21 protein-coding genes and 1 riboswitch are annotated in these 21,657 nt (G+C 53.8%); of the genes, 14 read left to right on the top strand and 7 right to left on the bottom strand.

Translation table 11 applies throughout. The features are described 5' to 3' along the window. Nucleotides 1-16 precede the first annotated feature (16 nt). From ACZ52Z_RS14855 to ACZ52Z_RS14845, 3 genes are all read left to right on the top strand, one after another. Nucleotides 17-385 carry a hypothetical protein gene (locus ACZ52Z_RS14855; RefSeq protein WP_464267555.1) on the top strand — a complete coding sequence of 123 codons (369 nt, stop codon included), beginning with the start codon at nt 17-19 and terminating at the stop codon, nt 383-385. Between the two features lie 304 nt (nt 386-689). After that, nucleotides 690-851 (top strand): hypothetical protein, encoded by a 162-nt coding sequence (locus ACZ52Z_RS14850; RefSeq protein WP_464267554.1) that lies wholly within the window; start codon nt 690-692, stop codon nt 849-851. 142 nt (nt 852-993) lie between these two features. Then, a riboswitch (cobalamin riboswitch) is annotated at nt 994-1,179 on the bottom strand. Between the two features lie 209 nt (nt 1,180-1,388). Beyond that, complete coding sequence (locus ACZ52Z_RS14845) at nt 1,389-3,116, top strand: HD domain-containing phosphohydrolase (RefSeq protein WP_464267553.1); 1,728 nt, start codon at nt 1,389-1,391, stop codon at nt 3,114-3,116. 41 nt (nt 3,117-3,157) lie between these two features. Here ACZ52Z_RS14845 and ACZ52Z_RS14840 read toward each other — a convergent pair whose 3' ends face one another. The 4 genes from ACZ52Z_RS14840 to ACZ52Z_RS14825 all read right to left on the bottom strand — a co-directional run bounded on the left by ACZ52Z_RS14840 (nt 3,158) and on the right by ACZ52Z_RS14825 (nt 6,489). Continuing rightward, entirely contained in the window at nt 3,158-4,336 is a 1,179-nt protein-coding gene (locus tag ACZ52Z_RS14840; protein WP_464267552.1) for a citrate/2-methylcitrate synthase, read from the bottom strand. 746 nt (nt 4,337-5,082) lie between these two features. Continuing rightward, complete coding sequence (locus ACZ52Z_RS14835) at nt 5,083-5,280, bottom strand: hypothetical protein (RefSeq protein ID WP_464267551.1); 198 nt, start codon at nt 5,278-5,280, stop codon at nt 5,083-5,085. Between the two features lie 411 nt (nt 5,281-5,691). Further along, nucleotides 5,692-5,979: an antibiotic biosynthesis monooxygenase family protein gene (locus ACZ52Z_RS14830; protein WP_464267550.1), complete on the bottom strand. Its 288-nt coding sequence runs from the start codon at nt 5,977-5,979 to the stop codon at nt 5,692-5,694. 129 nt (nt 5,980-6,108) lie between these two features. After that, the gene (locus ACZ52Z_RS14825) at nt 6,109-6,489 is read right to left on the bottom strand and encodes a diacylglycerol kinase (protein WP_464267549.1); all 381 of its coding nucleotides are present in this window, start codon (nt 6,487-6,489) and stop codon (nt 6,109-6,111) included. Between the two features lie 192 nt (nt 6,490-6,681). Between ACZ52Z_RS14825 and ACZ52Z_RS14820 the strand changes: the two genes are divergently transcribed. The 5 genes from ACZ52Z_RS14820 to recA all read left to right on the top strand — a co-directional run bounded on the left by ACZ52Z_RS14820 (nt 6,682) and on the right by recA (nt 12,023). After that, nucleotides 6,682-7,053, top strand: a complete 372-nt coding sequence (locus ACZ52Z_RS14820) for a helix-turn-helix domain-containing protein (protein ID WP_464267548.1) — start codon at nt 6,682-6,684, stop codon at nt 7,051-7,053. A 210-nt stretch (nt 7,054-7,263) separates the two neighbouring features. Then, on the top strand, nt 7,264-8,301 hold the full coding sequence (gene mnmA / locus ACZ52Z_RS14815; RefSeq protein ID WP_464267547.1) for a tRNA 2-thiouridine(34) synthase MnmA: 1,038 nt from the start codon (nt 7,264-7,266) through the stop codon (nt 8,299-8,301). A gap of 33 nt (nt 8,302-8,334) precedes the next feature. Beyond that, complete coding sequence (gene mtaB / locus ACZ52Z_RS14810; protein ID WP_464267546.1) at nt 8,335-9,705, top strand: tRNA (N(6)-L-threonylcarbamoyladenosine(37)-C(2))-methylthiotransferase MtaB; 1,371 nt, start codon at nt 8,335-8,337, stop codon at nt 9,703-9,705. Then, nucleotides 9,702-10,946, top strand: a complete 1,245-nt coding sequence (locus tag ACZ52Z_RS14805) for a CinA family nicotinamide mononucleotide deamidase-related protein (RefSeq protein ID WP_464267545.1) — start codon at nt 9,702-9,704, stop codon at nt 10,944-10,946. Before mtaB ends, ACZ52Z_RS14805 begins: the two co-directional genes overlap by 4 nt. Before the next feature lie 21 nt (nt 10,947-10,967). Next, complete coding sequence (gene recA, locus ACZ52Z_RS14800; protein ID WP_464267544.1) at nt 10,968-12,023, top strand: recombinase RecA; 1,056 nt, start codon at nt 10,968-10,970, stop codon at nt 12,021-12,023. Between the two features lie 79 nt (nt 12,024-12,102). Here the strand turns inward: recA and ACZ52Z_RS14795 are convergent, their stop codons facing one another. Then, nucleotides 12,103-13,053 (bottom strand): ketopantoate reductase family protein, encoded by a 951-nt coding sequence (locus tag ACZ52Z_RS14795; protein WP_464267543.1) that lies wholly within the window; start codon nt 13,051-13,053, stop codon nt 12,103-12,105. A 130-nt stretch (nt 13,054-13,183) separates the two neighbouring features. On the opposite strand from ACZ52Z_RS14795, the gene ACZ52Z_RS14790 reads away from it, so the two are divergent. The 5 genes from ACZ52Z_RS14790 to ACZ52Z_RS14770 all read left to right on the top strand — a co-directional run bounded on the left by ACZ52Z_RS14790 (nt 13,184) and on the right by ACZ52Z_RS14770 (nt 18,507). Continuing rightward, nucleotides 13,184-13,687, top strand: a complete 504-nt coding sequence (locus ACZ52Z_RS14790; protein WP_464267542.1) for a dihydrofolate reductase — start codon at nt 13,184-13,186, stop codon at nt 13,685-13,687. A 103-nt stretch (nt 13,688-13,790) separates the two neighbouring features. Beyond that, on the top strand, nt 13,791-14,117 hold the full coding sequence (gene sbtA / locus ACZ52Z_RS14785) for an SbtA family thio(seleno)oxazole RiPP natural product precursor (RefSeq protein WP_464267541.1): 327 nt from the start codon (nt 13,791-13,793) through the stop codon (nt 14,115-14,117). 182 nt (nt 14,118-14,299) lie between these two features. After that, complete coding sequence (locus ACZ52Z_RS14780; protein ID WP_464267540.1) at nt 14,300-15,049, top strand: 16S rRNA (uracil(1498)-N(3))-methyltransferase; 750 nt, start codon at nt 14,300-14,302, stop codon at nt 15,047-15,049. Between the two features lie 69 nt (nt 15,050-15,118). Continuing rightward, nucleotides 15,119-15,568 (top strand): D-aminoacyl-tRNA deacylase, encoded by a 450-nt coding sequence (gene dtd, locus ACZ52Z_RS14775; RefSeq protein ID WP_464267539.1) that lies wholly within the window; start codon nt 15,119-15,121, stop codon nt 15,566-15,568. Then, complete coding sequence (locus tag ACZ52Z_RS14770; protein WP_464267538.1) at nt 15,565-18,507, top strand: insulinase family protein; 2,943 nt, start codon at nt 15,565-15,567, stop codon at nt 18,505-18,507. The genes dtd and ACZ52Z_RS14770 overlap by 4 nt, the downstream gene beginning before the upstream one ends. Nucleotides 18,508-18,526: 19 nt before the next feature. Here ACZ52Z_RS14770 and ACZ52Z_RS14765 read toward each other — a convergent pair whose 3' ends face one another. After that, entirely contained in the window at nt 18,527-18,910 is a 384-nt protein-coding gene (locus ACZ52Z_RS14765) for a DnaJ family domain-containing protein (protein WP_464267537.1), read from the bottom strand. Nucleotides 18,911-19,031: 121 nt separating this feature from the next. Here ACZ52Z_RS14765 and ACZ52Z_RS14760 point away from each other — a divergent pair, with 121 nt between their 5' ends. After that, nucleotides 19,032-19,922 carry a hypothetical protein gene (locus ACZ52Z_RS14760; RefSeq protein WP_464267536.1) on the top strand — a complete coding sequence of 297 codons (891 nt, stop codon included), beginning with the start codon at nt 19,032-19,034 and terminating at the stop codon, nt 19,920-19,922. Here the strand turns inward: ACZ52Z_RS14760 and nadB are convergent. Then, the gene (nadB, locus tag ACZ52Z_RS14755; protein ID WP_464270803.1) at nt 19,912-21,540 is read right to left on the bottom strand and encodes an L-aspartate oxidase; all 1,629 of its coding nucleotides are present in this window, start codon (nt 21,538-21,540) and stop codon (nt 19,912-19,914) included. The genes ACZ52Z_RS14760 and nadB overlap by 11 nt on opposite strands. Between the last annotated feature and the right edge of the window lie 117 nt (nt 21,541-21,657).

The following is a 21,657-nucleotide window of genomic DNA, read 5'->3' as shown; positions in this document are numbered from 1 at the left end:
CGACAGCGCAGCATCTGTGTTTTCCCCCTCGCCTGTTGGGAGAGAAACTGCCCATGGAACGAAAATCGTCAATGCACCACGCTGCAGAACCGTCCCGCAACGGCACATTGCCGCCGCATGTGGCAGCCCATTACCGCTTTGCCCCGGTACCGTTCTTGAACGCGTCCGGATTGGGGTCATTATCCCCAATCGTCCCAGAGCTTGCCACCTGCCCCTCGTTGTTCCCAAAAAGAATAACGAAAGGCGCAACCACTCCGGTTTTCTAAACAAATCCTGTGCCAATATGTTTTTCATTCTTCCCCAGGAGGCGAAAATGGCTATGGCCCCCACTACAGCAGCCATACAGGCCGAACAACAGCGGCGCCCTCGCTCACGCATTGGCTGAGCATGGATGAGGAATTTTCTTTGTATGCAAACAAATATGTAGAGAATGGAGCATATATCGACAAAAGTGTAGCTTCAGCACAAGAGCGACCAGGGAAAGTGGCAAAAAGCGGAGGAAGCAGATCGTTTCCGGGGATATTCCGGGGAAGGATGGCGCTCTATCAAGCAGCGCCAGTGCGACAATGATCCGTGCTTCAGAAAGTCAGGGAGAATCCCTGCGGTATGCATAAAAAATCCCCCCCAATCGATCACGGTATCCTTACCGCACTGAAAGTGCCGGCAAACACCATCAGTAAACGGCGGACATGGCAAGAAGGATGCCGGTGCTGACTGATCTCAAGGGAGACGAATTGGCAAGTGACCATAATCCACAGACGCTTTCCGCCCCAGACAGGGGACTGTGGAAACGGGAACAACGCAATGCACAGGGCGAAGTAAAAGAAAGGATACATCAAAAGACTGACTGACGCAGCACAACCAGATCCAGCCTTTTTTATCGCCTGAAACTGCCTTGCTCGTCCGGAAAAAAAAATCCCCGGACCACTCTATTGATCCGGGGATGCCCTGGTATTCCACGTATCGACCGCGTCTCCACATGCCACGAGAAGACAACGATATATATTTCAGGCAGGTCTTCTGACTTCCGGCTCATTCTACTCACTGCGCCTTCCCGACAGAAAGTATCCATCAGTGGCTCTGTACAGTTTTCGTCCCCGGTTACAGCGGCGGGCCCGTCTCCGAATTCCACGGAGTTCCCTTTTGATCCGAATTGGAACCTGAAACCAGCTGTATACAAACAAAACTGCCAGGTAATTGTCAAGACCATTTTGCATTGAGTGCGCATATCACCTCACCAATAGGCACTTTTTCTTCGGCCAGTGAATTTCTTTTTCTCCTTTCCATTGATTATCTTCCCGGGGTGATACATACTAAGAAAGAGGAGCGACCATTCGAAAAACTCACCTGTTAGCATTGCATTGCAGCAGCTTGGAGGGACTTGATCCATGGAAAACAAAGGGATGAAACAGCTTTCGCGAGCTATTTCCATCCGCATCGCCCTCCCTGCGCTGCTCACCCTTCTCTTGTTCATTGTCTCTATTTTTCTGGTCATTCTGCCCTCACTGGAGAGGAGCTTTATGACCGGAAAACGGGAAATGATAAAAGAACTGATCGAAACCTCCTGGAACGTCCTTGCGGTCTACCACTCATGGGAAGAGGAAGGCACCGTTACCAGGGAAGAAGCTCAGCGGCAAGCCATCGCCCTGATCCGCCATTTTCGTTATGGCCAAGAGAGTGGGAATTACTTCTGGATAAATGACCTGCAACACCGCCTGGTAGTGCACCCCTACAGGTCGGATATGGAAGGGGAGGACAGTTCAACCTTCCAGGATCCTGAAGGAAAGCGGATTTTTGTTGAATTTGTCCGGCTCGCCCAGGAAGAAGGGAGCGGGTATATCGAGTACATGTGGCAGTGGCTGGATAAACCAGAAAAAATCTCGCCAAAGCTTTCCTACATTAAATTATTTGAACCATGGGGATGGGTACTGGGCACAGGGGTCTACCTGGAGGATGTACAGGCAGAGGTGGCCAAGTTGCGCAAGCGTCTGACCGCCATCTCCACCCTCTTTCTGGTGGCCGTTATTCTCCTTTCGCTTTACAGCATACGGCACACCATCCTCGCCGATCGGGTCCGAATACGTATCTGGGAGGAACGGGGCCGTCTTATCAAGGATATCGAAAAAAGCAAGGAACGGTATCGTTCACTTGTGGAAACCACCAGTGACTGGATATGGGAAATGAGTCATACCGGGTATTTTACCTATTCAAGCCCCAATGTCCGCAACATCCTCGGCTACACCTCCGATGACATCATGGGCAGGACCCTGCTCGACCTGTGCGTGCCCGCTGAGCAGCAATCCATTCGCGAGACCTTTGCCGATCTGTTGGCGCAGGAAAAACCATTTTATGGTTTTGAGGCTACCTGCCTCACTAAAGAAAATCGACGGGTCGTGGTCGAGTTCAACGCCATCCCCATCTGTGATATCAGTGACCGGGAAGGCCTGACGTTCTTTCGCGGCGTGGCCCGCGATGTGACAGAGCGCAAAGCGGTTATGCTGGAGCTCAAACAGAGCCGAGACAAGTTAAGTTCCAGCCTGGAAGAAACGGTAAAATCGTTGGCCGCTGCAGCCGAAAAACGGGACCCCTACACCGCCGGTCACCAGCAGCGGGTTGATGAACTGGCATGCGCCATCGCGCGGCAGTTGAAACTGAGCGACAATCGGATCGAAGGATTGCATTTTGCCGCCATGCTGCATGATATCGGCAAGATATCCCTCCCAGCCGAATACCTTTCCAAACCGTCCGCACTCTCGGAAGAGGAGCGGGCAGTCATAAAATGCCACGCCACTGTCGGTTTTGAGATCTTAAAGAATATTCAATTCCCCTGGCCGGTGGCAGAGATCGTCTACCAGCACCATGAACTGCTTGACGGGAGCGGCTACCCGCGCGGCCTCAAGGGAGATGAAATTATCCTGGAGGCAAAGATTCTCACTGTTGCCGACGTGGTGGAAGCCATCTCCTCTCACCGCCCCTATCGCCCCTCACTGGGCATGGAAGCTGCACTGGAAGAAATCCGTTCGGGGCGGGGCACCCGCTATTATGCTCCGGCGGTTGACGCATGCCTCCACCTGGTCGCGCAAAACATGGTTGAACTGACCTCGCAGACCTGGTAAACCGCCGGACCCGGTCCGGCGGTTTACCAGGCGGAGGAAAACTACTGTCGGGAATCCGGCGGGGTATACTCACACCCCATCAAACCGCAATATTCTCCCACATACTCTGCCTTGGGGCGATAAAGAGCAGGTTTGTCCTGGGCATCGGCAAACTGCTCTTCAATGATATGCGAACACCAACCAGAAACCCTGGAAAGGGCGAAAATCGGCGTCATCAGATCCATGGGAATTCCCATCATGTAATAGACCGGCGCACTCATAAAATCCACATTGGGCAGAATGGTGGTTTTGCCTTTTTTTGCAAACTCAGCCAAGGTCGCCTGCTCCACCTTTGCTGAAATGGAATACCACTGTTGGCCGCTTTGCTCGCCCAGGCGTGTTCCCATTTTTTTCAAATATACCGCACGCGGGTCGCCGGTTTTATAGATGGCATGCCCAAAACCCATGATCTTCTCCCCTTCGGCCACCCTTTTTTGTACCCAACCTTCAATATCCTGCTCATGTTCGAGATCAAGGAGCATCTCCATAACCCGGGCGTTTGCCCCTCCGTGCAAACTGCCGGAAAGGGCGCCCAGGCCGGCAGCGACCCCTGCATACAGAGAAGCTCTAGTGGACACCACCTCTCTGGCGGCAAAGGTCGAGGCATTAAAGGTATGGTCCGCATGGAGCACCAGGCACACATCCAGATCTTTGGCGGTTGCCGCATCCGGCACTTCGCCCTGCAGCATCCACAGAAAATTGGCCGCGTGACCGAGTTGATCATCAGGAGGCAGTGGATCAAGTCCGTTGCGAATCCGATGCCAAGCCGCCGTCAGGGTGGGCAGCCGGGCAATCAACTCAATGGAGCGCTGCAGATAAGCTTCCCGATGTATGCCTTCGCCATGGGTGTCTGCCATGGACAGTAGCGGAACAACCGCTTGCAGGACATCCATGGGGGCTGCGGTTTTCGGCCACTGCTGCATGCTCGCGTACACATATTCGGGAACCTGGCGGGAAGCCTTCACCCGGTCGCTGAATTGCTGCAGTTCCTGGGTGGAGGGCAATGTTCCGTAGAGTAATAGGTAGGCGGTCTCCATAAACGAGGATTTATCCGCCAGATCCTCTATCCTATAACCGCGATAGATGAGCACACCTTTCTCTCCGTCGATAAAACTAATGGCCGAATCCGCTACGGTGACCCCTCTTAACCCAGTATTTTTCAAACGTTCATCTCCACTCATATATCGCCCTCTCCCATAAAATAATATTGGTCATCCCATTGATGAATGCCGGCCAGGACTTACCCATGTGCGCCTGCCTGCCCTTTCCCGCTCAAGGAGGACTCACAGACCTATAAAACGGTCAACTCGGCACATCCCCCGGACGACACCCCTTTATGTATTAAGAATATAAGGAATTTCAGTTCAATGTAAAAGTTTTTTCCTCTTCCCCACTGCGCGGTTCTTCTTCATGCATTAGCGGAAAGCCGCTCAGCATCGGCGAACTGGTTTCCCGTAGGAGCAGGTAACTACCGGCGACTTTCAGTGCTGTTGACTGTTGATGCGTTAGCCCCCGCATCACGGCAGAGAGAACACAGCCCAAAAGAAATGCAGCAAGGAAGGCGGAACAACAGGGGGAGTCGATGAAGAGCGGCACGGGAAAGGGAAGGGCTTTGCATTGCAGCAAAGAGGAGGAAAAGCGCATCATTTCCGTTCAGGTGCCTGGAAAACGCTTGGATGAAGGCAGCAGGAGCCAAGGTTGCTGACGGCAAAATCAGCTCAACGGAAAAACCATGCACCTTAACGGTACCGTATCCTGAAGTCAACGGACGGGACGGTTGGTGACAGGCCCCCTTGGATTGCAAAGCTGCAAAGGCTTGGGGGACCATCATGTCCTGTGTGAAACGACAAGCCCGGACCTTGTATCGGTATCAGCGTAGACTCGGAATGTTTTCCATGGTCAGTGCGTGAACGCTCACTGGTCCAGGTTAGAGAAAGACAAACTCATTTTTTCTCTGCTCTGTCAACGCTTCCATGCTGATCAATGATTCCTGCGGTGTGGCGTGGGTGTTGCCCGGGATGCCCTTTGCTGCACCATGTGCAGCGTCTCTCGATTCAGCGATAGCGAATTTTGAGTGAACATTCGTTGCAGATGCTTTCTGTTGGACCTGTCGAGTTGCGCTCATGATGGTGTCCTCTTTGGTGGTAAAGGCTTTCGCCGTTTTCCTCTGTCCCCTCGCTCTGTATTTCTGAGAGCAGGACACGTGCCACCATCAGCGCATTATCCCAAGTAAACAGCAAACGCAGCAAGAGTAGTAATACCGAAAGGTTAGCCTAAAAAAGAACGCCAGCAGAATATTGACGCCCAGCGAAGAATCCTATTCGTGTCACTTTTTCTTTTACACTCTGCAAAAAAAGCTGACACACGACAGAAAAAAGGACGGTGCGGACAGCGACTCTCCCAGCGGAAGAGAAAAGCAAAAAAAAAGCAGTCAGCTACCGCGTACGGTAACTCACTGCTTATTCCTACATTGCTGGATCTAGCTACGTGCGGTTACCTCTCCCTTTGCGGGATAACCGCACTCCCTAGATGAGCCCTATGAATATTGATAAATCTCATAGGTTGTTTCTTCGCCGAGCAGCTGGTCAATTTTTGACTGCAGTACCTGTCGCTCGGGAGAGAGCACCCATTCACGCCAATCATCAGCAGACTGCCAGGTGCTGACAACAAGGCTCTCACCGGGGTTATCGAAGCGATCATATGTCTCCCCGGAAATATACCCTTTACGATTGGTGGTCAAGGTTCTGAGCTCACGCAGCAAGGTGGAGAGTTCCTGCTGTTTGTCTTCGGACACTTTTCTTCTGATAAGTACTTTAACTGCCATTTGCACCTCCTCTCAGTAGTGAAACGGTTTCAGCAGCCCATACCTGCAGCTTACTGTCCACAGACCTATAGTTATTATAACCACTTACTCTGACGAGTCAATTAATCACGCAATAATCCCCCCGGATAATCACCAGAGCAGGATGCAAAGCCACACGACCCCTCCGTTGACCAGCGAGAAAAAGACCGCAGCCGACCCAAGGTCCTTGGCCAGCTTGGAAAAGGGATGGCGCTCCGGCCCGACCCTGTCGATAGCGGCCTCAATGGCAGAATTCAGTATCTCGACCATCAGGATGAGCAACAGGCTACTCAGCAAGAGTGCCAGTTCCAGCCCTGTGGAGGCACAGACCACCGCCAGTGGAATCAAGGGCATGCACAGGAGCACTTCCTGGCGAAAAGCCGCTTCATTGTTCCAGGCTGCCCTGATTCCGGCCATAGAACACCAGAAAGCTCTGAACAGGCGGGTATAGCCCACGCCATGAGGTTTTTCATTATCCGTCGTATCCGACATTGAGCACACCCGAAAGGTTGAGGAGGTATCAACGATTGCCGCACCCTATCAGGGTACACAATCCCGATAAAAAAATGCCATCTTTTTTACCATCACCCAACCGGACACACCGCCCCTCTGAGAAATACTTTGCCGCTTCAAGCACGGTGTGGTATGTGTAGCAGAGAGAAGCAAAATATGGTGGGGATAGTCATGAAGCGTGAAGAATTTGCAAGGTATAGAGCCAAGTTAGGTAAAACACAAAAAGCCCTCGCCAGTTTACTCGGGGTCTCTCTAAAAGCTGTTCAGAGCTATGAACAGGGCTGGCGGTCGATTCCGGCGCACGTTGAACGGCAACTCTATTTTCTCCTTGTCAACCAACGTAAATCCGCTGCTGCCAAGCGCAAGGACTGCTGGAATCTAAAAAAATGTGATCGGAAAAAAGAGTGTCCCGCGTGGGAATTCCAGGCCGGTCACCTCTGCTGGTTCCTCTCCGGCACCCTCTGTGAATGTGCTGCAAATAAATCGTGGAAAGAAAAAATTTCCATCTGCCGTGAGTGCGATGTGCTGAAATCAATTTTGTAGCAGGCAACTCTTCGGGTATGCTCTCTCTGCCATCGGGCAGTGGCAAGTCCCGTTCACCTGGTTTTATTCTGCATGCCGCACTGATAGCCTGCCCGGTGAACGATAATTCACGCAGCAGCCAACCTCCTGCCCCATTGGGACATATAACTCTCAACCTGTTCTCCCGGGAAATCCATTCCTCTGCCTTTCACCGCCAAGCGGCAAAACCGTATGCCTGATAAGCCAAACATACCCATTGGGGTTGCGGTCAGCGGCGGCGTTGATTCCACCGTTGCGGCCGCCCTTCTGCTGGAGCAAGGATACACTGTCCACGGTTTTTTCATGCTGCTGCCGGTCCCTGGCCTGGAGCAGCAAAAAGAACAGGTGCGCCGGGTAGCGACAGCGCTCGGCATCCCTCTTCATCTGCTGGACCTCAGGCAGGAGTTTACCGATTCGGTTATTCGCTACTTTCTTGACGCCTACCGAGCAGGGGTAACCCCCAACCCCTGCATCTATTGCAACCGGTTCATCAAGTTTGGCCAATTGCTCGATGCAATGCATGCCAAAGGAATGCAGCAAACAGCTTCCGGTCATTATGCACGCATCATCGTCTCCAATGGTCAGCCACGTATCTGCCGCTCGCTTGATAGCGGCAAGGACCAATCCTACTTCCTCTGCCGCCTGCGATCGCGACAACTGCGCAACCACCTGTTTCCCCTTGCCGGATGGGCCAAGGAACACACCTACCGCAAGGCTTCCTCCCTGGGGTTCCGCTTTGCCGATGGCGAGAGTCAGGATGTCTGTTTTCTTGCCCAGGGGCTTTCCACATTCCTTGCTGAGCACGGACTCAAGGGGAGGTCGGGAGATATTGTCACCACCGCCGGTATCCCTGTTGGGCGTCATCGCGGCATATTTCACTATACCGTGGGACAGCGAAGAGGCCTTGGAATACCCGACGCAACCCCCTGGTACGTCACAGGAATTGATACCCACAGCAACCGGCTGATCGTCGGCAAAAACGAAACATTGCTGCGGCCAATGATGAAGGTGCACAGCCTCCAGTGGCAGTACCGCCCCACCCTCTTTCCCTGGCGGGGGATGGTCCAGATACGTTCCCGCCACGCACCTGTCCGTGCCAGGCTGACACCGTTGGGACAGACGCGCGGCAGCGTCTATTTCTCCCTCCCTCAGCGGGCCGTCACTCCCGGACAATTTGCCGCCTTTTATGAGGGTGACAAGTTAATCGGCAGCGGTATAATAGAAGCATAGTCACTTTTCTGCCTTTTCATTCCCTATCTCTTCATGAAAAAAATCGCCATCACCACCCTTGGCTGCAAGGTCAACCAGTTCGAGTCCGCCTCCTTTGCCACCGGCTTTACGGATGCCGGTGGCGAACTGGTACCGTTTTCCAGCAAAGCGGATATTTATGTGATCAACACCTGCACCGTCACCGCCAAAGCTGGGCAGCAATCACGCCAACTCATCCGGCGGGCCATGCAGACCAATCCAGAGGCACGTGTGCTCGTCACCGGCTGCTACGTCCAGATGGATCCGGCAACGGTCCTGGACATTGTCGGGGACAAAGGCTGCCTGGTAGGCAATGATTACAAACACCTGGTGGTTGACACTGCTCTAACCGAGACTATTCCTGATGTCACTGTCTTGATGGGAAAAATCAGCAACCAGCAGCAGATCTGTCACCTGCCGGTCCGACGATTCGGCGGCCGGACCCGTGCCTATCTCCGTATACAGGACGGGTGCGATAACTTCTGCACCTACTGTATCGTCCCCTATACACGTGGACCAAGCCGAAGCCTCCCGGTTGAAGCTGTCCTCGGCCAGGCGGCAACCTTTGTTGAAGAGGGATACAGAGAGCTGGTCATTACCGGCATCAACATTGGAAAATACGGCCGTGATCTCAAAGAAGGCGAAACCATCTATTCACTGCTCGCAAGACTGTGCAGAGCCTTTCCGAAGCTGCGCGTCCGGCTCAGCTCCATTGAACCCACGGAAGTCAACGAGCTGCTGCTCGACCTGCTGGTCTCCCATGCCAACTTTATGCCCCACCTCCACATCCCTCTGCAAAGTGGCGACGATAACGTCCTTCACCGCATGTACCGGCAATACACTGCGGCAACATTTCGTCGAGTGATCCTCACTATTCACCAGGCCATTCCCCATGCAGCTATCGGTTGTGACGTCCTGGGCGGGTTCCCCGGAGAGAGTGATGCAGAGGCTGAAAATACCTATCAGCTCATTCGCAGCCTGCCGATCAGCTACCTCCATGTTTTTCCCTATTCCCATCGCCCCGGCACCCTTGCCGCCTCCTTTGCCGACCAGATCCCTGGACCGGTGAAACAAAAAAGAGTCAAACGACTGAGGCTGTTGGACACCTCCCTCCGCACTTCCTTTTATACAGCGCAACAAGGAACAACCTGCAATGTCCTGGTTGAACGGCGGCAGAAAAAATCCGGCTTGCTGCAGGGCTTTTCGGAAAATTACATTCCGCTCCTTTTTGACGGTCCCAACAGCTTGATTCGCCGGACAATCCCCGTGAACTTTATGCGCATGGACAATGGCCAGCCTATCGGCCGCATCAATGAAGAGTTGCTTGAGGAAAAAGAGCTTACCAAGTACAGTGCGCCTGCTGTGAACAAGAGAGGAGATCGATGAGAGGAGAGATCATCGCCATAGGCGACGAGTTGGTTAACGGCAGGATCAATAACACCACCAGCGGCTATGCCGCCCGTCACCTCTATGCCGCCGGGCACACGATCCGCTCGATACATACCATTGGCGACACACCTGAACTTATAGGCAGCGCCATTCGCCACAGTCTTGCCCACGCCGACTTTGTTATCATCACCGGCGGACTCGGTTCAACCACCGATGACCTGACCAATCAAGCCGTCATTGATGCCCTGCAGCTCAACGGAGCGCTCCACTCTCAGGTTGTTGAAGGGATAGAAAAGCGACATAAAAAGTTGAGCATGCACCAGCGGGCGGCGGTGGAAAAACTCGCCTGGCTCCCGGAGAAGGCGACCATTCTGGATGAAGGATACCAAATGGCCGGCTACCTCCTGTCGCATGCCGGTAAACCGTTGTTTTTCCTTCCCGGCATCCCGTCCCAGATGGAACACCTGCTCACCACCAAGGTTCTTCCAGTCCTTCAGGACTGGTTCCCCCACCATTCCGGATGTATCCGTCAGGAACTGTACCGCATCTTCGGGCTGTATGAAAATGAAGTCAACCGTCGCCTGCTCACCCTGGAGCGTAGTGAAGGCGTGCAGATCGGTTACTACCCGGTTGGCTGCGAAGTGCATGTCAGCCTGACCGTACAAGCAGAGGATGAGGCATCGTGCGATGCGCGGTTTTCCACCACTGACCAGGCCATCAGGGAGTCGCTGGGCAGCGCCCTTTTCGGAGTCGGCGAGATCTCCATGGCAGAGGCGGTCGGTAACCTGATGCTCAACAGCGGCAAAGGTCGGATGCTCTGTGTGGCCGAATCCTGCACCGGCGGCCTGATCGGCAGCAAATTGACCCAGGTGGCCGGCAGCTCACGATGGTTTGCCGGAGGGGTTGTCGCCTACTCCAACGCTTTGAAAGAAGAACTCCTCCGGGTTGACTCCAACCTGCTGAACAATTATGGTGCCGTGAGCTCCCAGGCCGCTCGAGCGATGGCTGCCCGTCTTGCCGCCCGCCTGCATTGCTCGACAGCCGTCTCTGTCACCGGTATTGCCGGTCCAGGAGGCGGCTCAAAGGAAAAACCGGTAGGTACGGTGTATATTGGCCTGTTTCATGACAACCGGGTGGACGACCAACGCTACCAGTTCACCGGTACCCGCACCCACATTCAAGAACTCACAGCGTACACCGCTATCGATACCGTACGCCGAGCCCTGTTAGAGGGATGAACCACCCATTAAGGAGATCCAATGGCTGCACCTAAAGAATCGGCTGCCGAGGGCAGAATAAAAAGTGTTGACAATGCAATCACGCAGATTCAACGGCAATTCGGCAAGGGCGCCATCATGCGCCTTGGCTCTGATGAGCGAGAAAATATCCCTACGATCCCCACAGGGATACTCTCTATCGACCTCGCACTGGGGGTCGGCGGTTTTCCTCGGGGCAGGGTCACAGAGATCTATGGTCCTGAGTCCTCGGGAAAGACCACCCTGGCGCTCCATGTCATTGCCGAGGCCCAGAAAATGGGGGGTAATGCCGCCTTTATCGATGCAGAACACGCCCTTGACACCAGCTATGCAGAGCGTTTGGGGGTTGATGTGGACAACCTTCTGATTTCTCAACCCGACTTTGGAGAGCAGGCCCTGGAGATTACCGAGATTCTCATGCGTAGCGGCGGCATTGACGTCATTGTTATCGACTCGGTGGCCGCCCTGGTCCCCCGGGCTGAGATCGACGGTAATGTTGGAGACCAGCACGTTGGCCTTCAGGCACGGCTTATGTCCCATGCCATGCGAAAATTCACCGGCGTACTCAAACGTACCAACACGGTTCTCATTTTCATCAACCAGATCAGGATGAAGATCGGGGTGATGTTCGGCAATCCAGAAACCACCACCGGCGGCAATGCACTGAAATTTTACAGCTCCATCCGCATCGATATACGCCGGATGAACCAGATCAAGGATGGTCAGGACATTATCGGCAACCGCACCAAAGTCAAAGTTGTTAAAAATAAGGTTGCCCCGCCGTTTAAAATGGCGGAATTTGATATCGTCTATGGTGAGGGTATCTCCAAGATCGGTGACCTCCTTGATCTTGGAGTGGAGCACAGCCTGGTCGATAAAAGCGGGGCCTGGTACTCCTATCAGGATGAACGGATCGGGCAGGGAAGAGAAAATGCCAAAAATTTTCTCAAAGAGCACCCGGAGATGGTGGCTGACATAAGCCACAAGCTTCGCCTCGGCCTGGGCATGGCCGCTGGTGAGGAACAACCAATCCAGGCTGCCGAGCCTTCCAAGGGATAGCGTAGCCATCCCTTGTCTTGTACCCTACCGTGTCCCCCTGCCGGCAGAGGGGCACGGTCGATCCACCGCTCAACAGCCTTTACGCATGCGCTGCGCTTTCCTTGAAGCGAACCAGTGCGGACAGGGTTGAGCATATCGGGGTGGCAACTTCATGGAGTTTTCCCTGCCCTTCCACATAACCAACAAGCGCATCCACCTCGGTTGGCTTTCCCTGCTCAATATCCTGGAGCATAGAGGGGCGGTGGGAGGCGGTAACCGGAACCAACCGCTCGTAGAAGACCGGCCGGTAGGCATCACCATCCTTCCAGAGGGTTTTCTGCCCCATGGCCTTGATCACGGCAAAGGTTTCGTCAATGACCTGATCCATAATTTTACGACACTCTCTGCTCTGTGCCAGCGCCCCGTACGGCACCTCCAAAATGGCTCCCAAGGGATTAAGCGCACAGTTGTAGAGCAATTTTGCCAGCAGGTCCTGCTGAACATCCTTCACCGCACGGCACGGCAGGCCGGCGTGGTCAACGGCCTGGGCAAATCGTACCGCTGTTGCCGGAATCGTTCCTCCGCAAAATCCCCCCACATGAACATCGTCGGCAGAGACCGTTATCCGGACACTGCCCGGACACTCTATCTCAAAGCCGGTAATGACCCTGGCTCCCAATGTGCGTTCACGGCCGAAAACAGCCTCTACCTGTTCCACATTCCCACACCCGTTCTGCATGGACACGACTACTCCTGAAAACCCGTCCAGGTCGTTCAACTCGCGAACAGCGGCAGCGGTATCATAGGCCTTGGTTGTCAGCAGGATGTAGTCATAATCATGGAGAGCTACCTGGTCCAGCCTGGTAAGGAGACCCAATGCATCGGATGAGACCTGGTATTCGCCAAAAATACCGTGGACTCGTAATCCACTGTGTACAATCACCTCCTTAAATCGCTCACGCAGCAACAGGTGGACCCTGTGGCCGTCTGCGCACAGCATCGCTCCAATCGCCTGTCCCAGTGCCCCTGCTCCGTAAATCAGCACCTTCATCACCTCACCCCCTTATTTTCCTGGCTTGTTTTCCCGGCTTGCTCTACTCTGAAATGGATATGCACCATAAAGTAAATTGTGCAAATAATGCAAGGGTACACTGCCCTCTCCACTGTTACATAGGACCCCTGTGGAAATTATCATCATCGTCGCCATGACGGCACAGCGCATTATCGGCAAGGGAAACCGCATACCATGGGACATTCCCTCTGAGCAACGCTTTTTCAAACACATCACCATGGGACATCCTGTGGTCATGGGGCGTAAAACCTATCAATCCATCGGCCACCCGTTGTCCGGTCGGACAAACCTGATCGTCTCCAGCCAGCTCGACCTCCCCTCCTCCACCTGTCATGTTGTTTCTTCGTTGGAGGAAGCCCTGTTTCGATGCAGACAGGCTCCAAAGGTGTTTATCATCGGCGGCTTTTTTCTTTACCAGGAAGCGATGAAACGTGCCGACACCCTCCTTGTTTCCCTTATAGACCTGGACGTCGATGGTGACGTCTATTTTCCAGAAATCCCGCTTCACACCTTTGCGGCCGTCGGCAGCGTCCGTTGCCTGGGGCCGGTTTCCTATACAATCACCAAGTACCGACGAGCTTCCATTCCTGTACCGCCCCTCTATCCCACTTGACATCCCTGAAGTATTGAATATACTAAGCCTATTGGAAAGTTGAGAATAATAGGTTCTACCTCTCTTCTTTTCCACTGATTAATTTCCTTTCAGGGAGGATGTTATGAAGAAAAAAGAATTGCATAAGCTGCTCGCCGGGCTCAGTGTAGCCGGGCTGATCGGTGCCGGTGGCGTCGCCGTTCCCGGCGCACACGCCAGCGGCTGAGGAGGTTCACAACCTAGCGCCGGGAGCGCTAGCGAGGTGAAGAAACCTGCTGCAGGCAGTGGCTGAAGCGGACATAGCACCAGCGCCGGGAGCGCTGAAGAACAAGTCAAGCAAGCTACTGACAAAGCTGTTGATGCCGCTGGAGATGCCGCAAAGGAAGAAGCGGATAAAGCCATCGACGAGGCCAGTGAGCAGATGAAAAAACCTGCCGCTAAAAGTGGCTGAAGCGGTTAAATATACGTGCAGGGTGCACGTACCATAAAGGTAAAAAGGGGGTTGTTCCAGAAGGGGCAACCCCCTTTTTTCGTCCGCTCTTTCAACGCTCCATTCTTCTTGCACCAAATACCCCAAACCTGTAGGATACGCCACTATGCATACAGCGGCTGCAGCGTGCGAGTCTGATTGTCTTGAATTCCCGTATATCCATGCGTCGATTTTTTATTGAAACCGATTCAATTACAGGCGACTTAGTGGTCCTCACCGGTACGGAAGCCCACCATATGGCCACAGTACTCCGCCTTTCCGCTGGGGTTGAAGTGGAATTCATCGATGGCTCAGGCCGCATTTATGATGCAACGCTTACAGCGATTACCCGAAAGCAGGTTACGGCACAGATCAAACGCACCTCTCGCGTCGAAACCGGCTCGTCCATGCCAGTCACCCTCGTGCAAGGCCTGCTGAAGGGGAAACGAATGGAGGTCGTTATCCAGAAGGCAACCGAGCTTGGTGTGGCCCAGCTCCTCCCCCTCTGTTCACGATTCTGCGAACAACGCGATACCACGCTCCAACGTCGGCAACGCTGGCAAAGGATTATGATTGAAGCCTGCAAGCAATCCAAACGCGTCAGCCCCATGCAGATTCAGCCGATCAGCTTTTTGTCGGAAATCGATTTCACCCCCTATGCATACAAATTTGTTGCTTATGAACAGGAGGATTCCGCCACCCTTCCCCTTGACCTCGCTACCAGGAGACCCGGGCCTATTTGTCTGTGCATCGGCCCCGAGGGCGGTTGGCACCACGAGGAAATCTCCATGCTTGTTGCAGCCGGCTTTCAACCGTTCAGCCTTGGAAAAAATATTCTCCGCGGTGAAACCGCTGCTATTGCCGCTGTGGCTATCGTCCAGCACCTACTGGCTGCTGATCCGTTGCGCAGCTAACACCACGCCCTGCTCACACGACGGCAGGGAACACCGACAACACGCAACCACCACCGTACATTACCAACTATGAGAGCCGTTATTCAGCGTGTTTCCCAGGCCCAGGTGACAGTCAACGGTACTGTTAGCGGTGCCATTGGCCAGGGCTTGCTTGTCCTGCTGGGTGTTCATGCCGCTGATTCCGCTAAGGATATCCAGTGGCTGGCTGAAAAAATCGTTCATCTGCGCATTTTTGATGACGAAAAGGGGGTGATGAACCACTCCCTACACACCGTGGGAGGTCAGTTGCTTGTTGTCTCCCAGTTCACCCTCTATGGGGACTGTCGGAAAGGACGTCGTCCGTCTTGGTCGGGGGCGGCGCCGCCCCATCAGGCTGAACGGCTGTACGACCAATTCATCGAAGAATGTACACGCATCGGCTTTCCTCCTCAGACCGGCACTTTTCAGGCTGAAATGGAGGTTCGCCTCACCAATAACGGTCCGGTAACCCTGCTGCTGGACTCCCATAAAACCTTTTGACCCCACAACTTACCATGACCGACTTCATCCAAGGCAAGACATACAACAACTTCACCCTGATCGACACCCAGAATATTGCAGAAATCCGATCCACGGTATATCAGTTCCAACACCAAAGCCTTGGCTGTACAGCCCTGGCCATCAAAAATAACGATCCCAATAAAACCTTCTGTGTCTCGTTCATGACAGTTCCAGAGGACTCCACCGGCGTTGCCCACATCCTGGAACACTCCGTGCTCATGGGGTCGGAAAAATATCCTGTTCATGACGTTTTTGGGGAAATCAACAAGGGCGGGTTGATGACCTTTCTCAATGCCATGACCGGCGCTGACACCACCTGGTATCCGTTTGCCACCCGCAACCTTCGAGAGTACTTCAACATCATGGATGTCTACTGTGATGTGACCTTTTTTCCGTTGCTCGACCAGACCACGTTTGAACAGGAAGGGTGGCACTTTCACCTGGAAAACCCCGAAGACCGGATCGAATACTCCGGTGTGGTGTTTAACGAGATGAAAGGGGCTTTTTCCGATCCCATTCGTGCGCTCTTTCACCAAACCTATAAAGGGTTGCTTCCCGGTTCAACCTATGCCCACGAATCAGGTGGTGATCCGGCGCACATTCCGGATCTCTCCTATGAGCAGTTCGTTCGCTTTCATCGTGATCATTACCACCCCTCCAATGCCACCTTCTTTTTCTACGGAAATGCCCCGCTCGATCAGGAGCTGGCATTTCTTGACCAGCAGGTCCTATGCCGTTTCTCCACACCGGTGCCCAAGGCGACCATTGAGCCGGGACAGCCGGCAAAGGATATGGTATTTAAAGAAACCGGTTACCCGGTCCAGCCCGACGGAGACCTTGGCCAGAAAACCTTCCATGCGGTCAGCTCCATTGTCGGGACAGCTACTGAACGCAAGAAGAACACCGCCTTTCAGATCATTGCCCATATCCTGTTCAACTCCGACGCCTCCCCGTTGAAAAAGGCCATTATTGAAGCAGGGCTGTGCCGCGATTTTGGCGGCCTTTTCCTCGGGAATTCGACCTACATCGGCATCATGATGACATACCTCATCGGCTCTGACCAGGACAAGCGCGACACCTTCCTGGAGCTGTACAGGTCAACCCTTGCCCGCATGGTGACCAATTCACTTGACCGTGAGTTGGTCCTTTCCGAGCTCAACAAGTATGAATTCTCTGTTCGCGAAGAGATGAACAAGGCGCAACGTGGCCTTGATCTGGTCGGCAAGGTGCTGCCGGCAATGAAATACGACCTTGACCCTTTCACCGCACTGCAGACGGAAGCACTGCTCGCTGAAATACGTCACGATGCCTTGAACAATCGCTACTTTGAGCACCTTATTCAACAGCATCTGCTCGACAATCCATCAACAGTGGTGGTCACCCTTTTCCCGGACCCGGAAAAACTGCAGCAGAATACCCGAAGGGAACAGGAACGGCTGGAGGCGCACGCCCGCCAACTGGACGAGGAACAGCGACTGGCGCTTGCAACCAGGACCCGTGAACTCATAGAACGCCAATCGACTCCCAACCCAGCATCCAGCCTGCGCCTGCTGCCGCGATTGACCGTTGATGACCTCGACCCTGCCCCGCGAATGCACGCGGTCACCCCCTCCCAGCTTGCCGGTGCCGAATTGTTAATTAATGATCTCCCGACCAATGGTATCTGCTATCTGGATTTCGGATTTGATTGCTCAACCCTGGCAGCGGAACTGCTCGGCTACCTGGATATCTTCGGTACCATCCTGACGGAGATCGGCACCAGCACCAAGGACTATATCCAGTTCACCAAGGACATCAACCTCTACACCGGTGGTTTTTCCCACTCATTCAATACCTATCTGCAATTCGGTTCCCGGGATTATGTCCGCCCCGTGCAGTGGCTTCACCTCAAAACCCTCTCCTCCAACCTGGAAAAAGCACTGTCGCTTCTCCACGAGGTGCTCACTGATGTGAACCTTGAAAATCGACAGCGCATCAGAGAAATTGTTCAACGGGAATATGCCTGGGCCGAGCACTCCATTCAAAGCGAGGGGTACACCCTTGCCTCCACCAGGGTCTTTGCCGGGTTAAGCCAGGCCGGAAAATATAACGAATACATCAACGGATCACACGCCTACCTGCAGCTCAGACAACTGGCCCTCCACTATGAAGAGGAAGAGGAGCGGTTCCTCCAAGCGCTCACCGTCATAAAAGATCGGTTGCTGCGACGGGATGGGTTTACTCTCTGCGTTACAGCCGACCAGGCTGATATTGCCCAGTTTCAGCAGCTGGCTCCGGCACTGGTTCACGCCCTTCCCACCCAACTTCCCTCCGCCGCTCCCCCTGTTTTTGATCGCCTCGCCACCAGTCATGCCTTTCACACGTCGGCCGAAGTCGTCTACAATGTACAGGGATGTACCCTCTTTCCTGACCCCACCCAGTACGAGGGTGGTTTTGAGGTTTTGAAGACCTGGATATCCAGAGATTACCTGTGGAATACTGTCCGCCAGAAGGGCGGGGCATATGGCTGCTTCATCCAGTTCAACCACCTCACCGGTAACTTCGGGGTGGTCAGTTATCGTGATCCGCAGATTGATAAAACCTATGCGGCCTATGATGCGCTGGAAGAAACCGTTGAAAAGCTGGAGATCAGCGACGACATGCTCAGTCAATTAATCATAGGCACCTACGGTAACCTTACCCCTCACCAGGGCCCGGCAGCCAAAGGGGCCACTGCCCGCAATGAATACCTCTCCGGAGTCACGCCGGAATTTAAACGCCAACGGATCGAACAGGTTATACGCACAAAAACAGCTACCCTGCGCGGTTATGCGCCGTTGTTTTCCCGTTTCCGGGAGCAGGCAATGCGGGCAACCATTGGCAATGGGGAAAAAATCAGCAACGCACAAACCACCTTCGACCAAACCATTATCCTGTAATACCCTGGCCGTAGAGACGTTATTTTTTATCACCCGACAAGGTGTCTACCACCTTGTCGAAATATGCAGACTGATCGTCAAGCTGGAGTTTCTTTCCCATGCGAACCTCCAGCTTGAAGCGCAAGTACTCCAGTTTCTTCAGCTGCTTGTATTTCTCCTGCTCATCTGTGCACCGTCGGAGTAATTCTTCCGCACAGCTGATTTCCTTACGCAGCCCCACTTCCTCAGGAACATACCCTGCGTTTTTGAGAATCCGATACCCCATTCGCAGATCAGAAGGCACGTGTTCCATGTCATCCTTTGGCAGGGGTTTGTTCTTCCAGTGGCTGAGGTCCGCCATAGTCCCTTCGGCCATAGCCTTTTCGATACGCCGTTCGGCTATAAAGTGTATTGCAGTGAGCATAAATCTAATGGTACGTTGAATAAACAATGCATCGTTCACCGCCTGGAGACCTCGGTGAGCGACACCTGAGCATAGTGATACCATCGGTTTTTTTACCAGGCAACCATTAAACGAGGACCCCATGAACCCACATTTGCTCACCCGACTCTCCCTGCTTTGCCTCATCGTTCTCTGTAGTTTCCTCCCCCTCGCTGCAGAAGAACACCCCTGGGTGATGTCAACACCTTTTGAACAGGGGACAATCCACTATTCCCTGAGCGGCACAGAGCAGGGAACGGAAACCCTCTACATAAAAGAACATGGTGCCTATCGGGCGGTGCATCGAACTACCTCCATGTCCATGATGGGCATGGAGGTACAGTCAGCTACCATTGAACTGACGACTCCTGAGTGGATAACCACCTATAATCTGAGCGACCAGGAGGCCACGAAAATTACCAACCCGGCAAAAATATACTCCGAGGCCTATGCCTCCCTCACCCCACAGGAGCGGCAGAATGTCCTCAACAACAGCAAAGAGGTGGGGACGGCTATGATGACCATGGGCGGTACCACCAGCCCCAACGCTGATTCCATGCTCGGGTATTCCTGCGACCGAACGGAAATCGCTGGGGTAAGCACCATCCTCACCATCCACCAGACAGATATACCCCTGCGGAGCGAAACCGCGGTGATGGGGATGAGGACCACCATGACAGCCACCGCCATCGACACCACCTCCGCCATACCCGCCTCGGCATTTACGGGCCCGGAACAGATCGAGGTTATTCATGACCGGAAAGCTGACTCCATGATGCGCCAGATGATCAACTCGATCATTACTACCCTGAAAGAACCGGACGGAGCCAGTAGGCTGCAAAATCAGCCTTTGACAGCCTTCCCCACCGGCCCGGCCTTTCTCCCTTCCGGCGAAACACCTGCTGCGCCAGACCAAACCCAGCAGGACCAGGAACAGATGATGAAAGAGATGGAACAGGGGTTACAAATGTTGAAAGGATTATTCAACGAGTAACCCCACCCTTCCACTCACGAACAAGCACTGTATCCTTTGCCCACTCCGCATCATCCCGATGCGGATAGTCCAACGTATAGTGCAGCCCCCTTGATTCCTCTCGGTGGGTTGCACTACGCACAATGAGATCGGCCACAACAGCCAGGTTGCGCAGTTCCACCAGGTCCGGGGTTAACAGGTAATCATAAAAGTGCTCATTGACCTCATCCAGTAGCCACTGGAGTCGGCGCTGCATCAGGTTCAACCGCTTGGTATTCCTTACTATACCTACATAGTTCCACATCATGCGCCGCAGCTGGTCCCAGTTGTGGTTCACCAGAATCCACTCGTCAAGCGCTGAAGCTCCCCCTGTTTTCCATGGGTCCACAACCACCTTTTTCTGCGCACGCAGGGTAGCGATACGCTCCCTCAGCATTTCCGCGCCCCTGTGGGCAAACACCACCGCCTCCAAAAGGGAATTACTTGCCAGCCGATTGGCACCGTGCAGCCCGGTACAGGCGGTTTCCCCAAAGGCGAGCAAATTCTCCAGCGAGCTCTGCCCCCATGCATCCACCACCACCCCACCGCACATATAGTGGGCCGCCGGCACCACCGGTATGGGGCGCTCGCTGATATCCACTCCGTATCGGGCGCATGTGTGATAGATAGTTGGAAACCTTTCCTGCAAAAACTCTTTGGACTTATGGGTAATATCCAGATACACGCAATCCGCACCGCTGGACTTCATTTCCGCATCTATCCCCCGAGCAACGGCATCTCTGGTGGCAAGGTCGCCGCGCCGGTCATATTTCTCCATAAATGGCTCGCCCTGCTCATTGATCAGGACGCCCCCCTCCCCTCGTACCGCCTCGGATATAAGAAAATTTTTGGCCTCCCAATTAAAAAAACAGGTGGGATGGAACTGGATGAATTCCAGGTTAGCCACCTGCGCTCCCGCCCGGTAGGCCATTGCCACTCCATCCCCCGTGGCAATATCCGGGTTGGTGGTATAGAGATACACTTTCCCACACCCCCCGGTACACAGCACCGTCACCCTCGACTGGTACACCTCCACCGCCCCACTCTCCCGGTTGAGTACATACGCCCCTAAACAACGCTCCTTCCGACGTATACGCTCCCCACCCCGAACAGCCCGAGATTCCACCAGCAAATCAATGGCAAGGTGGTTTTCCAGCACCATGATGCGCGGATTAGCCGCTACCTGCTCAAGCAACGCACGCTCGATCTCCTTGCCGGTAAGGTCGTAGGCATGGGCCACCCTTCGCGCCGAATGCCCCCCCTCCATACCCAGGTCAAAACTTCCGTCAACTCCTCGTTTGAAATCCACCCCGAATTCCACCAGCTCACGGACACGCTCCGGCCCCTCCTCAGCAACCATACGCACAATACTCTCCCGGCACAACCCATCGCCAGAGACAAGGGTGTCCTGCACATGCGCTTCCACTGAATCCTCCACCGACAATACCGCAGCAATCCCACCCTGCGCCAGATTGGTTGCCGTATCAGCTTTCGTTTTTTTGGTTACAATCGTTACCGTTGCAAAGGCAGCGACCTTCAACGCATAGGACAGCCCGGAAACACCACTGCCGATAATCAGCACATCACTATCAAACCCCATCATCCTCTCCAGTGTCTCAATGTTTCACGTGAAACATACTTTTTAAATATATCAGCAAGAGAAATGTATGCTCATGCGGCTGAGTATAGTATACTGTTTGCTGTTTTCGTCAATAAA

It is taken from the genome of Desulfogranum aggregans (assembly GCF_055398265.1).
The sequence above is the reverse complement of the archived record's forward strand: the minus strand, read 5'-3'. Positions and strand labels throughout refer to the sequence as shown.

Coding starts and splice junctions, on each gene's coding strand:
- ACZ52Z_RS14830 (WP_464267550.1), bottom strand. CDS start 5,979: ATGGCAGTTAAAGTACTTATCAGAAGAAAAGTGTCCGAAGACAAACAG.
- ACZ52Z_RS14840 (WP_464267552.1), bottom strand. CDS start 4,336: ATGAGTGGAGATGAACGTTTGAAAAATACTGGGTTAAGAGGGGTCACC.
- mtaB (WP_464267546.1), top strand. CDS start 8,335: ATGAAAAAAATCGCCATCACCACCCTTGGCTGCAAGGTCAACCAGTTC.
- ACZ52Z_RS14765 (WP_464267537.1), bottom strand. CDS start 18,910: ATGCTCACTGCAATACACTTTATAGCCGAACGGCGTATCGAAAAGGCT.
- ACZ52Z_RS14825 (WP_464267549.1), bottom strand. CDS start 6,489: ATGTCGGATACGACGGATAATGAAAAACCTCATGGCGTGGGCTATACC.
- ACZ52Z_RS14805 (WP_464267545.1), top strand. CDS start 9,702: ATGAGAGGAGAGATCATCGCCATAGGCGACGAGTTGGTTAACGGCAGG.
- ACZ52Z_RS14845 (WP_464267553.1), top strand. CDS start 1,389: ATGGAAAACAAAGGGATGAAACAGCTTTCGCGAGCTATTTCCATCCGC.
- recA (WP_464267544.1), top strand. CDS start 10,968: ATGGCTGCACCTAAAGAATCGGCTGCCGAGGGCAGAATAAAAAGTGTT.
- ACZ52Z_RS14835 (WP_464267551.1), bottom strand. CDS start 5,280: ATGAGCGCAACTCGACAGGTCCAACAGAAAGCATCTGCAACGAATGTT.
- ACZ52Z_RS14760 (WP_464267536.1), top strand. CDS start 19,032: ATGAACCCACATTTGCTCACCCGACTCTCCCTGCTTTGCCTCATCGTT.
- dtd (WP_464267539.1), top strand. CDS start 15,119: ATGAGAGCCGTTATTCAGCGTGTTTCCCAGGCCCAGGTGACAGTCAAC.
- ACZ52Z_RS14820 (WP_464267548.1), top strand. CDS start 6,682: ATGAAGCGTGAAGAATTTGCAAGGTATAGAGCCAAGTTAGGTAAAACA.
- ACZ52Z_RS14795 (WP_464267543.1), bottom strand. CDS start 13,053: ATGAAGGTGCTGATTTACGGAGCAGGGGCACTGGGACAGGCGATTGGA.
- ACZ52Z_RS14850 (WP_464267554.1), top strand. CDS start 690: ATGGCAAGAAGGATGCCGGTGCTGACTGATCTCAAGGGAGACGAATTG.
- nadB (WP_464270803.1), bottom strand. CDS start 21,540: ATGGGGTTTGATAGTGATGTGCTGATTATCGGCAGTGGTGTTTCCGGG.
- mnmA (WP_464267547.1), top strand. CDS start 7,264: ATGCCTGATAAGCCAAACATACCCATTGGGGTTGCGGTCAGCGGCGGC.